Origin of the sequence: Janthinobacterium sp. BJB301 (genome assembly GCF_002735685.1) — a bacterium.
Lineage (GTDB): Bacteria > Pseudomonadota > Gammaproteobacteria > Burkholderiales > Burkholderiaceae_D > Janthinobacterium > Janthinobacterium lividum.
This window is the reverse complement of the sequence record NZ_PDZJ01000001.1, coordinates 1,280,531-1,296,584: the sequence shown is the minus strand read 5'-3', so window position 1 is coordinate 1,296,584 and position 16,054 is coordinate 1,280,531. Positions and strand designations below refer to the sequence as shown.

Sequence of the window (16,054 nt, the reverse complement as noted above, 5' to 3'; positions counted from 1 at the left end):
CTACTCCTTGAAAGGCGATACGGACGCGGCCAGCAGCGCGGCGCGCAATGCGCCCGGGCTGGCCAGGCGCAGGGTGGCGGCGCTGGGGCCCTTGCCCACTTTCACGCCCTGCCCGCCTGCTAGTTGAACATAGGCAAAGCCTGCCTCGTCGGTGGTGTCGTCGCCCGCGAACACGGGCCGGCGGCCGGCGAACGGGGTTTCCTGCATGAAGGCGGCGATCGCGCCGCCCTTGTCGGTGGCGGCCGGCTTGGCTTCCAGGACCATTTTGCCATGCAATAGCAATACCCCGGGGCACGCTTGCACGGCTGCGGTCATTTCCTGCAGGCATAACTGCTCGAGATCTGGCGCCAGCCGGTAATGCAGGGCCACGGCACCGCGCTTCTGCTCCACCAGCAAACCGGGGTACCTCGCCGCCAACGCCTGCGCACGCGCCAGCACGGGCGAGACATCGGGCGTGGCCGCCACATGCAGCACGCCATCGGCGCCGCGCCGCTCCACGCCATGCACGCCGGCAACCGGCAGGGTCAAGGGAGCCAGCATGGCATCGAGCTGGACTATGGGACGCCCGGAAATGAGGGCCAGCGCGCCGCCGTGGCGCTCGGCCAGCAGCGCCAGCGCTTCAACCACGCCCGCTTCCAGGCGCACGCCATCGGGCGTGGACGCCAGGTCGACCAGGGTGCCGTCGAAGTCGAGGAAGACGGCTGTGCCAGGTGTACCCAGCAGTTGCAGCAAGGCCGCGCTATCGTCAGGGGTATCGTCCATCAGATCCCCTTGCGTCGCTTGATGCGGCTGTGGGCGTCGATCTTGGTCATGACCTTGTCGCGCTGGCGCAAGCGGGCCGCGTCCAGCAGCATGCGCCCGGCCCAGCGGTAGACATTGAAATGTTTCACACGGGCCCGCATGCTCTTCATCCGCTCGCGCTGCTCCACGGGCGGCATCACGAGGGCGCGGTACAGGGCGTCGGCACCCTGCTCGATGTGATACGGGTTGATGATCAGCGCTTCATGCAGCTCGCGCGCGGCGCCCGTAAATTGCGACAGCACCAGCACGCCCAGCTCGTCGTCGCGCGCGGCGATGAATTCCTTGGCCACCAGATTCATGCCGTCATGCAAGCTCGTCACCATGCACACTTCCGAGGCGCGGAAATAGCGCTGCAAATCATCCTGACCATGGTGCTCGGCTTTCAGTAGGATGGGCACATAATCTCCGCTGCCGAAGCGGCGGTTGATGCGCTCGACCATCTTGCGCACGCGCGCGTCGAAGCTTTGATATTCATCGAGCGAAGCGCGGCTGGGGGCGGCGATTTGCACGAAGGTAAAATTGCCCACCATGCCAGGCTGCTGTTCCAGCATGCGCTCGACGGCCTGGAAGCGCTCGACGATGCCTTTCGTGTAATCGAGGCGGTCCACGCCGATGCCCAGCAAGTGGTCTTGGGCCACGCCCAGCTCGCTGCGGATTTGCGCGCGGCAGGTGGCTACGTCCGGCTGCGCCGGATTGTCTTCCGGCCAGGCGATGGAAATCGGGTAATCCTCGACTTGCGTCATTTCGCCGCCATAGGAAATCGTCGACGCTTCCGGTTCGATGCGCGTTTCCAGGTAGCGGTCCACCGTTTCCAGGAAATTCTTGCGGTGGAATGGCGTATGGAAACCGAGGATGGTGCTGCCCAGCAAACCGTCGAGGATTTCTTCGCGCCATGGGCAAATGCCGAACGATTCCGAGTTTGGCCAGGGGATATGCCAGAAGGTGATGATCGTCGCCTTCGGCAAGGCTTCGCGCACCATGCGCGGCAGCAAGGCAAAGTGGTAATCCTGCACCAGCACGACGGGATTGTCCGTCTTCGCCTCGGCGATCACGGCGTCGGCGAAGCGGCGGTTGACCTTCACATACTGTTCCCAGTCGGTCGAGCGGAACACGGGACGCACGTGGGCGATATGGCACAGCGGCCACATGCCTTCATTGGCGAAACCATAATAGTAGCCCTGCTCTTCCTCGTCCGTCAGCCACACGCGGCGCAAGGTATAGCTGGGATTGTCGGGCGGCACGGGCACATGGTCGAGCTTATCGACCGTCTCGCGGTCGGCGGAACCGGCGCCATGCGCGATCCACGTGCCGGAACAGGCCCGCATCACGGCTTCCACGGCCGTCACCAGGCCGCTGGCGGGACGCTGCACGGTGACGCCGGCATCTGTTTTCGTGTGGATATACGGTTCGCGGTTCGAGACCACCAGCACCTGGTCGCCCTGCAAGTCCGCTTCCAGCAAGGCGCGCAGCTTGTCCGGCGTCCAGTCGGACGACCAGCCGTTGTCGCCCTGGCGTTCCAGGTGGTATTCCTGCAGCAATTCGCGCAAGTCGCCGATCAGCGGCTGCATTTCCGGCGGCGGCGCGGGCGCGGCGGCGGGCGCCGTGGCGGCGGCCACTGCGCCATTACTTTTCGGCAGCAATTCGCCCCGTAAAATATCCTTCACGGCCGACAGCCAGCCGCGCCAGCTCAAATGGGCCACGAACACGGTCATCAGGGAAATCAATACGGCCAGCACGGCCAGGAAGGCAAAGATGAAGCGCTTGGTATCCGTATTGCGGCGCTCGACAAAGCTCATGTCCTGCACCAGCACCAAACGGCCCAGCTGGGATGCATCCTGCATGACGGGCGTTTCGCTGATGTGGACTTGCCCTTGCGGCAATTGCGCCAGGGATTTGTACAGGCCGCCCGTGGAAGGCGTGCTCCAGCAGCCGATGGAAGCGGGATATTGCGCGGACTGGTAAACCAGGTGGCCTGCATTGTCGCAAAAGCCGATGGCGATCAGGCGTTCGTCGCGCGTGGCGCCCTGGAACAGTTCGCCGATGCGGGCGGCATCTTGCGCGGGCAGGTATTCGGTGAGCGAGGGCCGGAGGGTTCCGGCGAGCAATTCTGCCCGGCTGTCGAGGTCGCGCACATACCAGCGCAGGGTGATATTGTCGAGCAGGGGTACCACAATATAAGCAAACAATCCCAGCACCAGAGCCAGTGGCAGGATGAAGCGCAAGGACATTCGGAGTGATCGTACTATCATCGTTTTCCTTTGCAAAAACAAAAAGCATGGCAAGTATGACTATGTTTCCACTGCGGCGACGCCCGTTTGCTTTCCGTATTGAAACGTCAACATGGCATGGCGCAGCGCAGCAATTTCTTCCAGTATCCACGTTGATGCAGGTCTTATCCGTACGGCAACGCACGCCCCCGTTACGCCATCTGCCCGTAAAATACCCGCTTCCGACATCCCCCCCCCACCAATTTCAAGGAGTTTTCGCCTATGGATCTCAGCACGTTCCACTCGCTGATGGGAGGCCCGCTGCGCTCGGCACTGACCGTGTTCGTTTCCGCCCTGCTCGTCACCGTGGTCGCCATCGGCGTGCACCGGGCCGGCATCAGCCTGCTGAAAAGACTGGCCAATGGCCGCCCATTCACCACCAATGCCACGCGCGTGGCCTTCCGCGCCAGCCAGCTGTGCGTGATCGTCTTCGGCCTGCGCATGGTGCTGGCCGGCGCGCCCGACGACACGCCGGGGCTGGTCGCCATGTCGCATATCACCAGCGTGGCGCTGATCATCGCGCTGACCTGGCTGGCCATGCAGTGCATCCAGGCGCTTTCCATCACGATTTCCGAAGTCAATCCCGTCGACGTGGCTGACAACCTGCGCGCGCGCCGCCTGATCACCCAGGCCCGCGTGCTCACGCGCAGCGCGCACGCCATCGTCGTGATCCTGGGCCTGGCCTTCGTGCTGCTGACATTGCCCGGCGCGCGGCAGATCGGCGCCAGCCTGCTGGCCTCGGCCGGCGTGGCGGGCCTGGTGGCCGGTATCGCGGCACGCCCCGTGCTCGGCAATTTCATTGCTGGGTTGCAAATTGCGTTTTCGCAACCGATTCGCATCGATGACGTGCTGATCGTCAACGGCGAATGGGGCAAGGTCGAGGAAATCAAGGGTACGTATGTCGTCGTGCGCGTGTGGGACGAGCGCCGCCTGATCGTGCCGCTGCAGTGGTTCATTGAAAACCCGTTCGAGAACTGGACGCACAGCTCGTCCACCCTGCTGGGCACGGTGTTCCTGTGGCTCGATTTCAGCATCCCGCTCGAACCGCTGCGCGCGGAACTGACGCGCATCTGCGCATCCGCCACGCAATGGGATGGCCGGGTCTGCACCGTGCAGGCGACGGATTCGAACGAGCGGGCCGTGCGCGTGCGCTTTCTGATCAGCGCGGCGGATTCAGGCCTGGCCTTCGAGCTGCGCTGCATCGTGCGCGAGCAGATGCTGGCATTTATTACGGCCCACTACCCGCACGGCCTGCCCCGTTTGCGCTCCACGCACGACCCCATCGAGCTGCACGCCATGCAGGCGCAGAACGACAGCGTGTCACTGCACAAAGCCTGAAAAACCTGCGGCGCGCTGCCCTTGCCCGCGCGCCGCTACAATGGTTCGCATGAGCACCACCGCCTGGTTCATCCTGATCGGCTGCCTGATGCTGGCGCGTGGCCTGGGCGCCGACGGCATCGCGCGCCTGCCCTTGACCTCGGCCATGGCTTACCTGGGCGTGGGCCTGCTGCTGGGCCCCATGTTCCTCGGCCTGTTTGCGTTCGACCTGGTGCAGCAGGCGCCCCTGCTGGAAACCCTGACGGAAATCGCCGTCCTCATCTCCCTGTTTTCCGCCGGCGTCAAGATGCCCGTGCCATTCAGCCTGGCGCGCTGGCTGCCGTCGCTGCGCCTGGCGTGGCTGTCGATGGCTATTTCCGTGGCCCTGGTGGCCGCGTTCGCCTACTGGGTGCTGGGCCTGCCATGGGGCGCGGGCGTGCTGCTGGGCGCCATCCTCGCGCCCACCGACCCCGTGCTGGCCACCGACGTGCAGCTGCGCCATGCGGGCGACAGCGAGCAATTGCGCTTCATCCTGACCAGCGAGGCGGGCATGAACGATGGCAGCGGCTTTCCTTTCGTCATGCTGGGCCTGGGCTTGCTGGGCCTGCATGAACTGGGGCCGCACGGCGCCACCTGGCTGTGGCGCGATTTGGTCTGGGCCAGCGCGGGCGCCATGGCCCTGGGCGCGGCCGGCGGCGCGCTGCTGGCCTGGCTGGGCTGGCAGGTGCGCGCCAAGGAACCGAAACACGCGATGCTGGACGATCTGGCGGCCCTGGGCTTGATCGCCCTCGTCTACGGCCTGACTACCTGGCTGCACGCGTGGGGCTTCCTGGCCGTCTTCTTTGCCGGCGTGGCCTTGCGCCAGACGGAACTGCGGCTGGCCGGCGCGCCGAAAGACCGGCAAGGCTTGCTGCAGGCGGAAGAAACCCATGCCGTGTCCGCCACCAAGCCGCACGGCAGCGACGTGCCGCTGACCGTCAGCGGCGAATCGCTCGTCTTCAAGGAACACCTGGAACGCCTGTCCGAACTGACCCTGGTGCTGTTGCTGGGCGGCGCCGTCACGGCCGCCGCCTGGAACTGGCAAGCGTGGAGCGTAGCGCTGTTCCTGCTGCTGGTGGCGCGCCCGGCCAGCGTGATGCTTGGCTTGCTGGCGTCGGGCACCGGCATGCGCCTGCGCGGGCTGGCCGCGTGGTTCGGCGTGCGCGGCATCGGTTCGCTGTACTACCTCAGCTATGCCATCGCGCATGGCTTGCCGCGCGGCCTGGCGCGCGAACTGGCCGACATCACCCTGGTCGTCGTCATCCTGTCCATCGTCGCGCACGGCCTGACGGTCAAACCCCTGCTGGAACGCTACTGGCGCAAATAGGCGCCAGCCCCCATTACCATTGCTGTGTAGCAATGTTTTGTCAATTGCCCCTATGGCTGGCAGAAATATTGTTAAGATCATTAAAAATGGCAAAAGAGAGAAGCAATGAAACGAAGAAGCGTGCTGGGACTGGGCGTCTCACTGGCCCTGCTGCAAACGGGCTGCGCCACCGATCCGGCCAGGCTGGCGTGGGAAACTGCATTTGACGGCTTCATGCGCGATGGCCTGGCCCGCACGGAAACGCCGGGCATGAGCGTGGCCGTGGTGCGCGGCGAGCGCACCATATTCGCGCGCGGCTATGGCTGGGCCGACATCCAGGCCGGCAAGAAAGCCGATGCCAACACGGTGTTCCATGTCGCCTCCGTCAGCAAGCTCGTCACGGCCACAGCCATCATGATGCTGCTGGAACAAGGCGCCTTCCAGCTGGACGACAAGGTGGCGGCCCACCTGGACTTCCCGCTCATGCATCCGAAGTTTCCCGATGTGCCCATCACCTTCCGGCATTTGCTCAGCCACACCTCAGGCATTTCCGATGCCGTGTACGAAAAGACGACAGCGTTTGCCGTGCAGGGCGACCCGCGACTGCCCCTGCGCGACTTCGTCAAGGGCTATCTGTCGCGCGGCGGCGCCTGGTATGACGCGGATGTGTCGTTTGCCGCCCGGCCCGGCACGGAATGGCGCTACAGCAATGTCGGCATCGCCCTGCTCGGCTATCTGGTGGGCCGCTTGAATCCCGATGGCCTGGACGCCTTTGCGCACGAGCACCTGTTCGAACCGCTGGGCATGGACAGCACGGCCTGGAACCTGGCCGGCTTGCCGCGGCGCGCCGTCGTCGCCCAGCCATATGCGCACAAGGAGCCGGGCCTGCAAGTGTTGCCGCCCGTCGGCTATCCGGACTGGCCGGCCGGCTTGCTGCGCAGCTCCGCGCATGACTTTGCCCGTTTCCTGGCCATCTTCAGCAATGGCGGCCGGGTCGATGGCCACCGTTACCTGCAAGATTCCACTCTACAATTGTTTTTCGCCCCGCAAGCGGCCCCCGTCGTGCCTGCCGATGCGTCCGTGCGCCAGGCTTTGGTGTGGCTGCTGCGCGACGTCGACGGCAAGCCGCTGGCCACGCACAGCGGCGGCGACCCGGGCGCCGCGTCCGTCGTCTGCGTCGACCGGGCCAGCAAGACTGCCGTGCTGGCCTTCGCCAACGTCAGCGCCGACAAGGAGTTTCGCTCATTCCAGAAAGAAGTCGTGCTGCGCCTGCTGGCGCATGGCGGCAGCGGCGCGCCAGCGAGGTAGGCATGCCGCTTGTGTGAGCGGACGCACGGTGGCGCGCGGGCAAGAAAGTATGCTGTGCTGGTCAGACTTGACACTCAACGAGGAGACCAGCATGACTAACCGTATCGGCAACAAGGACGTGGCGCAGCAGCGCAGCAAGAGTGAAAAAGCCCGCATCAAGGCGCAGAACATCGCCAGCGAAGCGGTCAAGAGGGCCGAGGCCAGGGCCCGCTACCGCAATGCCGTCAAGGGCCAACCGGGCCAGCCCGCTCCCGGCGGTTAGACGCCGAACCAGCCGCGCAGTTTCTCGGCAGCCCGTTCCTTGACCTCGGCCGTGATGTAGGTGGCGACCGTGGCGACAGCCGCCGCCAGCACGGCCAGGTCATCCGCATAGCCAACCACGGGCGTGATGTCGGGAATCGCATCGATCGGGGAAATGAAATAGCCGAGCGCGCCATAGATCGCCGTCTTGGCCCACAGCGGGGTATTCGGCTGCTGTGCCGCGTAGTACAGCCACAGGGCTTTCTCGATGACTTCGCGTCCCGCCGTCTTGGCGAACTTGACGACCTTGTCCCAGAAGCTGTCATCCGTGTATTTCTTTTCATACTGTTTGTCGGCCTGGGGGGCGTGGTCTTCTTCCAGATTCTTTTTTCTGCCAAACATCTGCTGCTCCTGTCTGCCGCGCACGGCGTTACGAATGCGCACCTTAGCATAACGGCGCGGCGGGTGCGCGGCCTGCAAGGTAAGCTATCGCCATGGAAATATCTGCCACCACCACGGCCCGCGCCGCCGGCCTGCGCTACACGGGCGACCACCAGGGCGGCATCGCCCGCCTGGGCAAGCCCGGCAAGTTCCGCTACCGCGACGCGGACGGGTCGATCCTGCGCGATGCCGCCATCTTGACGCGCATCAAGGCACTGGCCATTCCACCGGCCTGGACGGGCGTGTGGATCTGCCCGCACGCCAACGGCCACCTGCAGGCGACGGGACGCGACGCGCGCGGACGAAAACAGTACCGCTACCATGTGCGCTGGCGCCAGGTGCGCGACGAAGTAAAATATGAGCGCATGCTCAGCTTTGGCCGCGCCCTGCCCGCCATCCGCGCCGCCGTCGCGCGCGGCATGCAGTTGCCGGGCTTACCCCGTGAAAAAGTGCTGGCCACCATCGTGTATCTGCTGGAATTGACGATGATGCGCATCGGCAACGAAGAATATGCGCGCACAAACAAATCGTTCGGCCTGACCACGCTGCGCACGCGCCACGTGCAGGTCGACGGCAGCGCCGTGGCCTTCCATTTCAAGGGCAAGAGCGGCGTGCGCCACGATATCCGCCTGAGCGACCGGCGCCTGGCCAGGGTGCTGCAGCGCATGCGCGAACTGCCGGGGCAGGAACTGTTTCAATATGTGGATGCGGAGGGCGAGCGCCACGGCATCGGCTCGGGCGACGTCAACGATTACCTGCGCGAGGTGACGGGCGAAGATTACACCGCCAAGGATTTCCGCACCTGGTCCGGCACCTTGCTGGCCGCGCTGGCCCTGCAAGCGTTCGAACAGGTCGACTCCGATGCGCAAGCCAAGAAAAACATCGTGCAGGCGATCGAATCCGTGGCTAAAAAGCTGGGCAACACGCCGACGATCTGCCGCAAGTGCTATGTGCATCCGGCCGTGCTGGAATCGTATCTGGATGGCAGCTTATTGGAAGGCATGCGCGCGCGGGCGCGGCAGCAAATGCAGGAGGATTTGCCGGCGCTGGCACCGGAGGAAGCAGCCGTGCTGGCCTTGCTGCAGCAGCGGCTGCAGGGGTCCGTTCCCGTCAAGCCTGGCGCCCGGGCTGGGGCTGGCAATGGGCCGACAGCTTGAGGGCATCCGTGCTGCAGACGGGCAAGGAGCCATGGCCAGCCTCGCGCGCCACGGGTGCCGGTGCGGCATCACTGGCCGGCGCCTCGCCCGGATTGATGAAAGTGGCCGCCAGGGTCGAAAAAGTAAACAGGCAGATCAGCAAGAACGGCTTGTTCACGTGAATGGACTGGTCTGGCTTTTGCATCGCATACTCCGTCGGAATGGTTGGCTGTTGCAGCATGAACACGATCATCGCGTGTTTCCGTAAGGCATACAATCAGACAGTTTCGACAAGACGGGTAGGACAGCGCTGACAGGCTCAGCCATAACGTCCCGTGTCGGCAGATTTGACACCTGCTCCGGCCCGCCTCGACCAAGCCCTTGTTTTTACAGAAAAAATTGTTCGGGAATGCTTCCTGCTTGACCTCTTGCCTGGGCACGCTTGGCGCCAGTCAACGGGGGAACGATCATGAGCTTTATCAAACAGGCGCTGCTGGCGCTGCTGCTATGCGCAATGTCTGCCGCGCACGCCACCAGCATCGGCTACACGGCGACTTCGCTGGGCGGCACGCAGTGGCGCTACGACTATACGGTCAGCAATACCACGCTGTCCGTGCCCATCGAGGAATTCACCTTGTTCTTCAGCGTGGGCCAGTATGCCAACCTGCACGGCGTCTCCACTGCACCCGGCTGGGACGTGCTGCTGGTGCAGCCCGATCCCGCCATCCCCGCCAGCGGCTACCTCGACGCGCTGGCGCTGGCGGGCGGCATCACTCCCGGCGCGGCGGCCACGGGCTTTTCCGTCACCTTCGACTACCTGGGCGCGGGCAGCCCCGGCGCCCAGCCGTTTTCCATCCTCGACCCCGTCTCCTTCATCGATCTCGACTCCGGCAGCACACAGCCGGCCGCCATCGCCCTGCCCTCTACATATTGGCTGCTGCTGGCCGGCGTGCTGGCCATGGCCGGCCTGCGGCGCCGGCAACTGGCCGCCGCCGTGCTGGCTCCCTTGCTGGCCCTGAGCCTGTGCGCCTGCGGCGGTTCGAACGATCCCACGCAGCCGCCCGCGCCGAAGGTCATGCTGGCCGGCACCGCAACCGCCGTCCAGGCCGCCGGGGACTTCGAAGTGACACAGCTGGAAAAGGTGGCCGAACAGCGCGTCAGCCGCACGGCCTGGGACTATACCTACCGCGTGCATATCCGCAACAACAGCGGCGAGGCGGCCAGCAATGTGCAAGCCGTGCTGGCCAGCGTGCCCGAAGGCAGCACCATCATCGATGGCGACGTGCTGGCCGGCAGCATCGATGCGGGCGCCACCGTCACGCCCGACGACACCATCATCGTGCGCATCGAGCGCAACATCGCCTTCCAGAGCAGCGGCCTGGCGTGGACTTTCAGCGCCAACGCCGGCATCGCACTCGATCCCGTGCGGCCCGCGCAGGTGGTCGTGCTGTCGCTGGCCGAGCTGGGTTTTACGGACGGCGCCGACAGCGTCAAGGCCAGCGGCGACGTCACGGACGTGCTGCTGCAGGACGGCAGCCTGCGCTTTTCCACGCCTGGTGACACGGGCGTGGACCAGCACGCGCAGTTTTTCCTCAGCAAGGGCAACAGCGTCACCACCCTCGACCTGCTGATCCAGACGGAATTGCCCACGGCCGTGGAAACCTATGTGGAGCCGGACGACGACGGCAACGTGCCCGCCACGGCGCCCGTGCTGGCCATCACCGGACTGGGGCCGAACAACCGGCTGCAGGCGACCGCGCTGGAATTTCGCCTGATGGGCGCCGCCCCCACGAGCCTGCAGGAGGACAGCGATGGCCTGCTGTCGACGCCGGGCGGCGCTTCCGTCAGCCTCAAGCAGTATTGGGTCTTCGATGCGGCCAGCAACAGTTTCCGCATCAGCGCCGCGGCCATGCAGCAGATGCTGATACTCCTGCCCAACGGCACCTACGAGATAAACCTCAATTTCGTCTCGCAGGACGGTGAATTCACGGCCAGCTATGCCCTGATCGCCATCAAGTCCGGTACCGTGCTGCAAGGCCAGCTGCGCACTCCCGCGGGCGGCAATGCCACGGGGCTGGCCGGCAAGAAGATGTTATTGGCCGGCTACAACAGCCACCAGCGCCAGGTGGCCGTGGTCGACGCCACGGGCGCCTTCCATTTTGACGGCGTGCTGCCCGATACCTACCAGCTGACCTTGAACGATCTCGTCCACCCGGGCGTGGTCAGCGTCAGCACCGCCGTCTTCGACAACAGCACCACCATCAACGTGGACATCGTCTATCCGTACGGCCCCGGCCTGGCCCAGCGCGCCGCGCCGCAAAGCTACGCGGCCGCCACTGTCACGCAGGATGGCGCCGGTCCGCCCGCGCGCGCCGAGACAGCCGCGCCCCGCGCCGTGCCGGACGTGACGCCGCAGGATGACGAGGGCAGCAAAACGTTCACGGCCACGGCCGCCGCGCAAAACCAGACCATCAGCGTGCCCGTCAGCTACACGGTGCCCAAAGGCACGAAAAACGTGGGCGTGAAAATCACCGTCAGCACGGCCGAGTACCCCGTCTATACGACGGCGCAAAGCCAGTACAACGATACCTGGTCGTACGCCGTGACGGGACTGCCCGGCGTCAACCTGGCCGCCACGGGTGCCGTCAACCAGACGCATTACACGCAGGGCAGCATCGTCAGGACGGAATGCGTCGATGTCACCAAGCAAACCCAGGCCGGAGCGTTGAGCCTGGGCGGCAATGTCAGTGCCACGAATATCGGCGACAGCTCCCTGGCCACCGTGACGACGGTGGAACTGAGCCTCGTGTGCAAGGGTTTGAAGGTGACGCAGGCGAAATTCAGCTCGCCCAACAAGGCCGCCCACCCCGTGCTGCAGCCGATCAAGCTGACGGGCAATCTGCCGGGACCGTATGTATCCGTCTCGCAAGGAGCGACGACGGCCACCCACACCTTGCCGCTGGAACTGCACTACACGCCGGCGGCGGCGACGATTACGGAGGTCAATATCGGCATTTCGGCCGGTGGCGGCAATCCCGCCTTCAGCACGGTGAATTTATTGTCTCAGGTCAATACCAAGAGCGCCGGCAAGGTGAAATTTCCCAGCCTGGTGCTGCCCGTCTTTGCCGGCGCCAAGCTCGACAAGAAAGCCGTCGTCACGGTGCGCCTGAAGGGCCGCATCGACAATACCGACGCCAGCTCCGACCCGGCCGAAGGGGGGCAAGTGCAATTCAAGGGCGACACGGCCTACATTCCCCTGTATCTGGCCAATAATGAAGCGGCGCTGGCGGCGCGCCGCTATGGCGCGCGCGATGCGGGCGGCGACTCGTGGGCCACGCGCCTGGCCATCGCCTGGCTGGCGGGCAATGCCTACCGCTTCGACGACATCAGCGGCCAGCACGTGACGCAGACGGCCACGGGCCGTTCCATCCTCGGCCACAGCGGCCACAGCGACGGCCAGCAGATCGACTTGCGCTACGCCGACGGCGCGGGCGGCTACACGGATACACTGGGCGGCCAGAACAATGGCGCCGACATCGAGAAACTGATCATCGCGGCAAAGGCGGAAGTGGTCACCAACCCGGCGCAAAAGCCGAAGCTGGCGGCCTTGCTGGCCTGGATCGCGGCCAACCGCGCCATGCTGGCCCAGGAGGCGTTACCGGCCAGGACGCGCGTCGTCTACATCGGCCCCAGCTTCGTCAAGCTGGCGCTCGTCAACGGGCGCTTTTCCGCCGATCCGGCCGACAAGATCCCCGGCGCGGGCGCGTGGCTCAAGCCGATGAAAGTCCATATCGAAAAGGGACACCTGAGCCACTGGCACATCAGCCTGACGGCCCACCCGTGACCGCCACGCCGCGATGGCCTCAGGCTGGCAAGTCGGACAGTTCCAGCTCGGAAAACCCGGCCCGGCGCCGCGCTTCCAGGTTGAACGGGCCGCGCAGGGTCGGGGCTTCGTAGCGCAGCGCCAGCTCGGCATACGTGGCGCGCAGTTCCAGGCCCCGCTGCTGGCACAGGTAGCCATACCAGCGGTTGCCGATTTCCACGTGACCCACCTCATCGCGCAGGATGATGTCGAGGATGGCGGCGGCGGCCATGTCTCCCGCCTGCGCCAGCTTGGCGCGCAGCGGCGGAATCGCATCCAGCCCCCGCGCTTCCAGGGTGCGCGGCACCAGCGCCATGCGCGCCAGCACGTCGCCGCGCGTCTTGTCGACCATTTCCCACAGGCTGTCATGGCCGGGAAAATCGCCATACGTGTGGCCCAGCACCTGCAGGTGCGCCTGCAGCATGGCAAAGTGCGTGGCTTCCTCTTTCGCCACGCGCAGCCAGTCCGTGTAGTACTCGGCCGGCAAGTCCGGGAAGCGCCACAGGGCGTCGAGCGCCAGGTTCATGGCATTGAATTCGATATGCGCGAGCGCGTGCACGAGCATGGCGCGCCCTTCCGGCGTGATCATCGAACGCCGCCCCACCAGGCGCGGCGGCACCAGTTCCGGACGCACGGGGCGGCCCGGAACGGGGCCGGTCGGCGCCAGCGGCGCCTGCGCATCGAGCGCCAACTGCGCTTCGGCCATGGCCGCCACCATCGCCACCTTGGTCGCCGGGTCCGGTTCGAGCAGGCAGGCCAGCGCAGATGCGCGCAATTCCGCTGGCGCGGTGGAGGTCAAGGGAGATGGTTGCATGGGGCTGCTTTCTGGCGCGTTACTTGGTAAGGCGCGCAGTGTATCAAATTGCCTGCCCCAGCAGCCAGTCGAGCAAGGCCTGCACCCGTGCCGGCAGCGCGGCGCGCCCGCTGTGCACGAGGTAATACGCCTGCGGGCTGGCCAAGGCAAACCCGCCAAACGGCAAGACCAGCTGGCCGCTGGCCAGCCACGGCTGCACCAGCTGGCGCCGGCCCATGGCCACGCCCGCGTGGTGGATGGCCGCCTGCGCGCACAGGTCGGCGCGGTCGAAGCGCAGGCTGCGCGCGGGCAGACTCACGTCTGGCGCCTGCCTGTCCAGCCACAGGCGCCACTCCGCATCGGGCGCGCAGGCGGGCCAGGCCAGGGTGTCGTGCAGCACCGTCGCGCTGGACAAGTGATGTGGCGTCTCCAGCAGGCCGTGTTCGCGCGCATAAGCGGGACTGCAGACGGGCGCCAGCCATTCATCCATCAGCTTGCGCGAGGCCAGGCCGGGAAAGCTGCCGTCGCCATAATGCAAGGCCAGGTCGACCTGGCCGGCGCGAAAGTCCACGCTATCATTACCCACGCGCAAATCAATCGACACGTCCGGATACTGCGCAGCGAACCCTGCCAGGCGCGGCACCAGCCAGCATTGCGCCACCGAGGGGCGCGCATGCACGGTGACGCCGCCCGCCAGCGTGTCGCCGCCGGCAATGGCCACCTGCAGGCCGTCCCAGCCCGCCTGCAGGGCGGCAAAGATGCGTTCGCCGTCCTGCGTCAGCTTGACTTGCCGCGTCAGGCGTTCGAACAAGCGCAGACCCAGGCCCGCCTCCAGCCGGGCGATGCGGTGGCTGACGGCGCTGGGCGTGAGCGCCAGTTCCTGCGCCGCCAGCGCGAAGCTGGCATGGCGCGCCGCCACGAGAAAGGTGTGCAGGTTGGCGAACTGGCTGGCCGTGAGCGCCGCGCCGGCCGGCATCAAGCGGCTCCGGCCGCCAGCAGCGCGCGGCCCCGCGCCACGTAGGCGGCCATTTCCGCCTCGGGAACCATGCTGCCGCCCGTGCCCCACACCAGATGCGTGGCCTGCGCCAGGTTCTGCTGATATTGCGGCGCGGCCAGCACGAAAGGAATACCCGCGAAACCGGCCACGGCCGACGGTTCCAGGCGCAGCTGCTCCGTCTGCTCCAGCGTCGCCAGCAAGCGGTACAGTTCTTCATCCGTGACGGTGGCGTAACCGTCGATCAGCCGCTGCATGGCCCGTCCGACGAAGCCGGACGGGCGTCCCACGGCCAGGCCATCGGCGGCCGTGACATTGTCGATGCCGATTTCCTGCACGCTGATCCGATCGTGCAAGCCCGTGTGCACGCCCAGCAGCATGCACGGCGAATGGGTCGGCTCGACAAACACGCAGTGGACATGGTCGCCAAAGGCCAGCTTCAAGCCGAATGCCACGCCGCCGGGGCCGCCGCCCACGCCGCACGGCAAATACACGAACAGCGGGTGCGCGGCATCGACCGTGACGCCGCTTGCGGCGAACTGGTCTTTCAGGCGCTGGCCCGCCACCGCGTAGCCGAGAAACAGATCGTGCGAGTTTTCATCGTCGACAAAGTGGCAAGCCGGATCATTCTCAGCCTGCCTGCGGCCCGCTTCCACGGCCACGCTGTAGTCAGTCGCGTACTCGACGACGGTGACGCCGTGGCTGCGCAATTTGTCCTTCTTCCACTGGCGCGCATCGGCCGACATGTGCACAGTGGCGCGAAAGCCCAGGCGCGCGCTCATGATGCCAATCGACAAGCCCAGATTGCCCGTGGAACCGACGGCGATCGCATACTGGCCAAAGAAAGCCCGCACGGCGTCGCTGGCCAGCAAGCTGTAATCATCGCCCTCCTTCAGCAAGCCGGCGTCCAGCGCCAGCATTTCCGCATGTTTCAGCACTTCATAGATACCGCCACGGGCCTTGATGGAGCCGGAAATGGGCAAATGGCTATCCTGCTTGAGCCACAGCCGACCGCCAGGCATGCCAAGCGCCGCCTGCATGGCCGGCAGCGGCACGACGGGCGACTCGATGATGCCGCCGCTGGCCTGCGTTTCCGGGAAAGCCTTGGCCAGATAGGGCGCAAAACGGGCCAGGCGCGCGCTGGCGGCCGCCACATCGTCCGCCGTCAAGCCCACGTCGTTCAAGGCCTCGGCCGCCGGCGCGATGGCGGGATTAAACCAGCTCAAGGGCTGCAAGGCCATCAGTTCTGTAATCAGGGGAAATTTTTCGCGCAGCGCGGCGATGGCGGAAGTGGGCAGCATGGCAACCTCGTGAAGGAACAAGCCCTGATTAGACCGCATCCGGGCGCCGCTGGCAAAGGATGGTTGATCAGGCAATGGGTGACGGGGCATCATGTGTCCGCACATTCATGCAGCAGATCCCAGACACAGTAGCGGATCGATGGCGCTATTCAGCGGCAACAGGCACAGAGATCGCCATTTTTTTGCAAAGTGACAATTCGAGAGTTTTTTTACCGTCCGGGTCAACTATCTTTGTAAGACCAGTCTTAC

The 16,054-nt window shown here is 65.5% G+C and carries 13 protein-coding genes; 6 read left to right on the top strand and 7 right to left on the bottom strand.

The annotated features are described in order from the left end of the window. A complete protein-coding gene (otsB, locus tag CSQ91_RS05560) occupies window positions 1–762 on the bottom strand; it encodes a trehalose-phosphatase (RefSeq protein WP_099387625.1) in 762 nt (253 codons plus the stop codon). After that, on the bottom strand, window positions 762–3,029 hold the full coding sequence (locus CSQ91_RS05555) for an alpha,alpha-trehalose-phosphate synthase (UDP-forming) (RefSeq protein WP_099387624.1): 2,268 nt from the start codon (window positions 3,027–3,029) through the stop codon (window positions 762–764). Before CSQ91_RS05555 ends, otsB begins: the two co-directional genes overlap by 1 nt. 261 nt (window positions 3,030–3,290) lie before the next feature. On the opposite strand from CSQ91_RS05555, the gene CSQ91_RS05550 reads away from it, so the two are divergent. From CSQ91_RS05550 to CSQ91_RS28860, 4 genes are all read left to right on the top strand, one after another. After that, complete coding sequence (locus tag CSQ91_RS05550) at window positions 3,291–4,406, top strand: mechanosensitive ion channel family protein (RefSeq protein WP_070256285.1); 1,116 nt, start codon at window positions 3,291–3,293, stop codon at window positions 4,404–4,406. 49 nt (window positions 4,407–4,455) lie between these two features. Further along, window positions 4,456–5,751 (top strand): cation:proton antiporter, encoded by a 1,296-nt coding sequence (locus CSQ91_RS05545; RefSeq protein WP_099387623.1) that lies wholly within the window; start codon window positions 4,456–4,458, stop codon window positions 5,749–5,751. A gap of 105 nt (window positions 5,752–5,856) precedes the next feature. Continuing rightward, a complete protein-coding gene (locus tag CSQ91_RS05540; protein ID WP_099387622.1) occupies window positions 5,857–7,038 on the top strand; it encodes a serine hydrolase domain-containing protein in 1,182 nt (393 codons plus the stop codon). 91 nt (window positions 7,039–7,129) lie between these two features. Continuing rightward, window positions 7,130–7,300 (top strand): hypothetical protein, encoded by a 171-nt coding sequence (locus tag CSQ91_RS28860; protein ID WP_180276945.1) that lies wholly within the window; start codon window positions 7,130–7,132, stop codon window positions 7,298–7,300. Here the strand turns inward: CSQ91_RS28860 and CSQ91_RS05535 are convergent. Then, entirely contained in the window at window positions 7,297–7,680 is a 384-nt protein-coding gene (locus CSQ91_RS05535) for a YkvA family protein (RefSeq protein WP_052140069.1), read from the bottom strand. The two genes, CSQ91_RS28860 and CSQ91_RS05535, sit on opposite strands and share 4 nt — an antisense overlap. 92 nt (window positions 7,681–7,772) lie before the next feature. Between CSQ91_RS05535 and CSQ91_RS05530 the strand changes: the two genes are divergently transcribed. Beyond that, entirely contained in the window at window positions 7,773–8,876 is a 1,104-nt protein-coding gene (locus tag CSQ91_RS05530) for a DNA topoisomerase IB (protein ID WP_099387621.1), read from the top strand. Here the strand turns inward: CSQ91_RS05530 and CSQ91_RS05525 are convergent. Continuing rightward, a complete protein-coding gene (locus tag CSQ91_RS05525) occupies window positions 8,830–9,060 on the bottom strand; it encodes a hypothetical protein (RefSeq protein ID WP_143450955.1) in 231 nt (76 codons plus the stop codon). The two genes, CSQ91_RS05530 and CSQ91_RS05525, sit on opposite strands and share 47 nt — an antisense overlap. Window positions 9,061–9,324: 264 nt before the next feature. Here CSQ91_RS05525 and CSQ91_RS05520 point away from each other — a divergent pair, with 264 nt between their 5' ends. Continuing rightward, window positions 9,325–12,699, top strand: a complete 3,375-nt coding sequence (locus tag CSQ91_RS05520; protein WP_099387619.1) for a hypothetical protein — start codon at window positions 9,325–9,327, stop codon at window positions 12,697–12,699. A 19-nt stretch (window positions 12,700–12,718) separates the two neighbouring features. On the opposite strand, the gene CSQ91_RS05515 is transcribed toward CSQ91_RS05520, so the two are convergent. Genes CSQ91_RS05515 through CSQ91_RS05505 form a run of 3 tightly spaced genes read right to left on the bottom strand, consistent with a single transcriptional unit; the run spans window position 12,719 to window position 15,805 of the window. Beyond that, window positions 12,719–13,531 carry a ferritin-like domain-containing protein gene (locus CSQ91_RS05515; RefSeq protein WP_099387618.1) on the bottom strand — a complete coding sequence of 271 codons (813 nt, stop codon included), beginning with the start codon at window positions 13,529–13,531 and terminating at the stop codon, window positions 12,719–12,721. A 43-nt stretch (window positions 13,532–13,574) separates the two neighbouring features. After that, on the bottom strand, window positions 13,575–14,486 hold the full coding sequence (gene dsdC / locus CSQ91_RS05510) for a DNA-binding transcriptional regulator DsdC (RefSeq protein ID WP_099387617.1): 912 nt from the start codon (window positions 14,484–14,486) through the stop codon (window positions 13,575–13,577). After that, window positions 14,486–15,805 (bottom strand): D-serine ammonia-lyase, encoded by a 1,320-nt coding sequence (locus tag CSQ91_RS05505; protein ID WP_099387616.1) that lies wholly within the window; start codon window positions 15,803–15,805, stop codon window positions 14,486–14,488. Before CSQ91_RS05505 ends, dsdC begins: the two co-directional genes overlap by 1 nt. Between the last annotated feature and the right edge of the window lie 249 nt (window positions 15,806–16,054).

Bases quoted from the DNA above. Each gene is read 5' to 3' on its own strand.
- otsB (WP_099387625.1), bottom strand. From the start codon at position 762: ATGGACGATACCCCTGACGATAGCGCGGCCTTGCTGCAACTGCTGGGT.
- CSQ91_RS05555 (WP_099387624.1), bottom strand. From the start codon at position 3,029: ATGTCCTTGCGCTTCATCCTGCCACTGGCTCTGGTGCTGGGATTGTTT.
- CSQ91_RS05550 (WP_070256285.1), top strand. From the start codon at position 3,291: ATGGATCTCAGCACGTTCCACTCGCTGATGGGAGGCCCGCTGCGCTCG.
- CSQ91_RS05545 (WP_099387623.1), top strand. From the start codon at position 4,456: ATGAGCACCACCGCCTGGTTCATCCTGATCGGCTGCCTGATGCTGGCG.
- CSQ91_RS05540 (WP_099387622.1), top strand. From the start codon at position 5,857: ATGAAACGAAGAAGCGTGCTGGGACTGGGCGTCTCACTGGCCCTGCTG.
- CSQ91_RS28860 (WP_180276945.1), top strand. From the start codon at position 7,130: ATGACTAACCGTATCGGCAACAAGGACGTGGCGCAGCAGCGCAGCAAG.
- CSQ91_RS05535 (WP_052140069.1), bottom strand. From the start codon at position 7,680: ATGTTTGGCAGAAAAAAGAATCTGGAAGAAGACCACGCCCCCCAGGCC.
- CSQ91_RS05530 (WP_099387621.1), top strand. From the start codon at position 7,773: ATGGAAATATCTGCCACCACCACGGCCCGCGCCGCCGGCCTGCGCTAC.
- CSQ91_RS05525 (WP_143450955.1), bottom strand. From the start codon at position 9,060: ATGCAAAAGCCAGACCAGTCCATTCACGTGAACAAGCCGTTCTTGCTG.
- CSQ91_RS05520 (WP_099387619.1), top strand. From the start codon at position 9,325: ATGAGCTTTATCAAACAGGCGCTGCTGGCGCTGCTGCTATGCGCAATG.
- CSQ91_RS05515 (WP_099387618.1), bottom strand. From the start codon at position 13,531: ATGCAACCATCTCCCTTGACCTCCACCGCGCCAGCGGAATTGCGCGCA.
- dsdC (WP_099387617.1), bottom strand. From the start codon at position 14,486: ATGCCGGCCGGCGCGGCGCTCACGGCCAGCCAGTTCGCCAACCTGCAC.
- CSQ91_RS05505 (WP_099387616.1), bottom strand. From the start codon at position 15,805: ATGCTGCCCACTTCCGCCATCGCCGCGCTGCGCGAAAAATTTCCCCTG.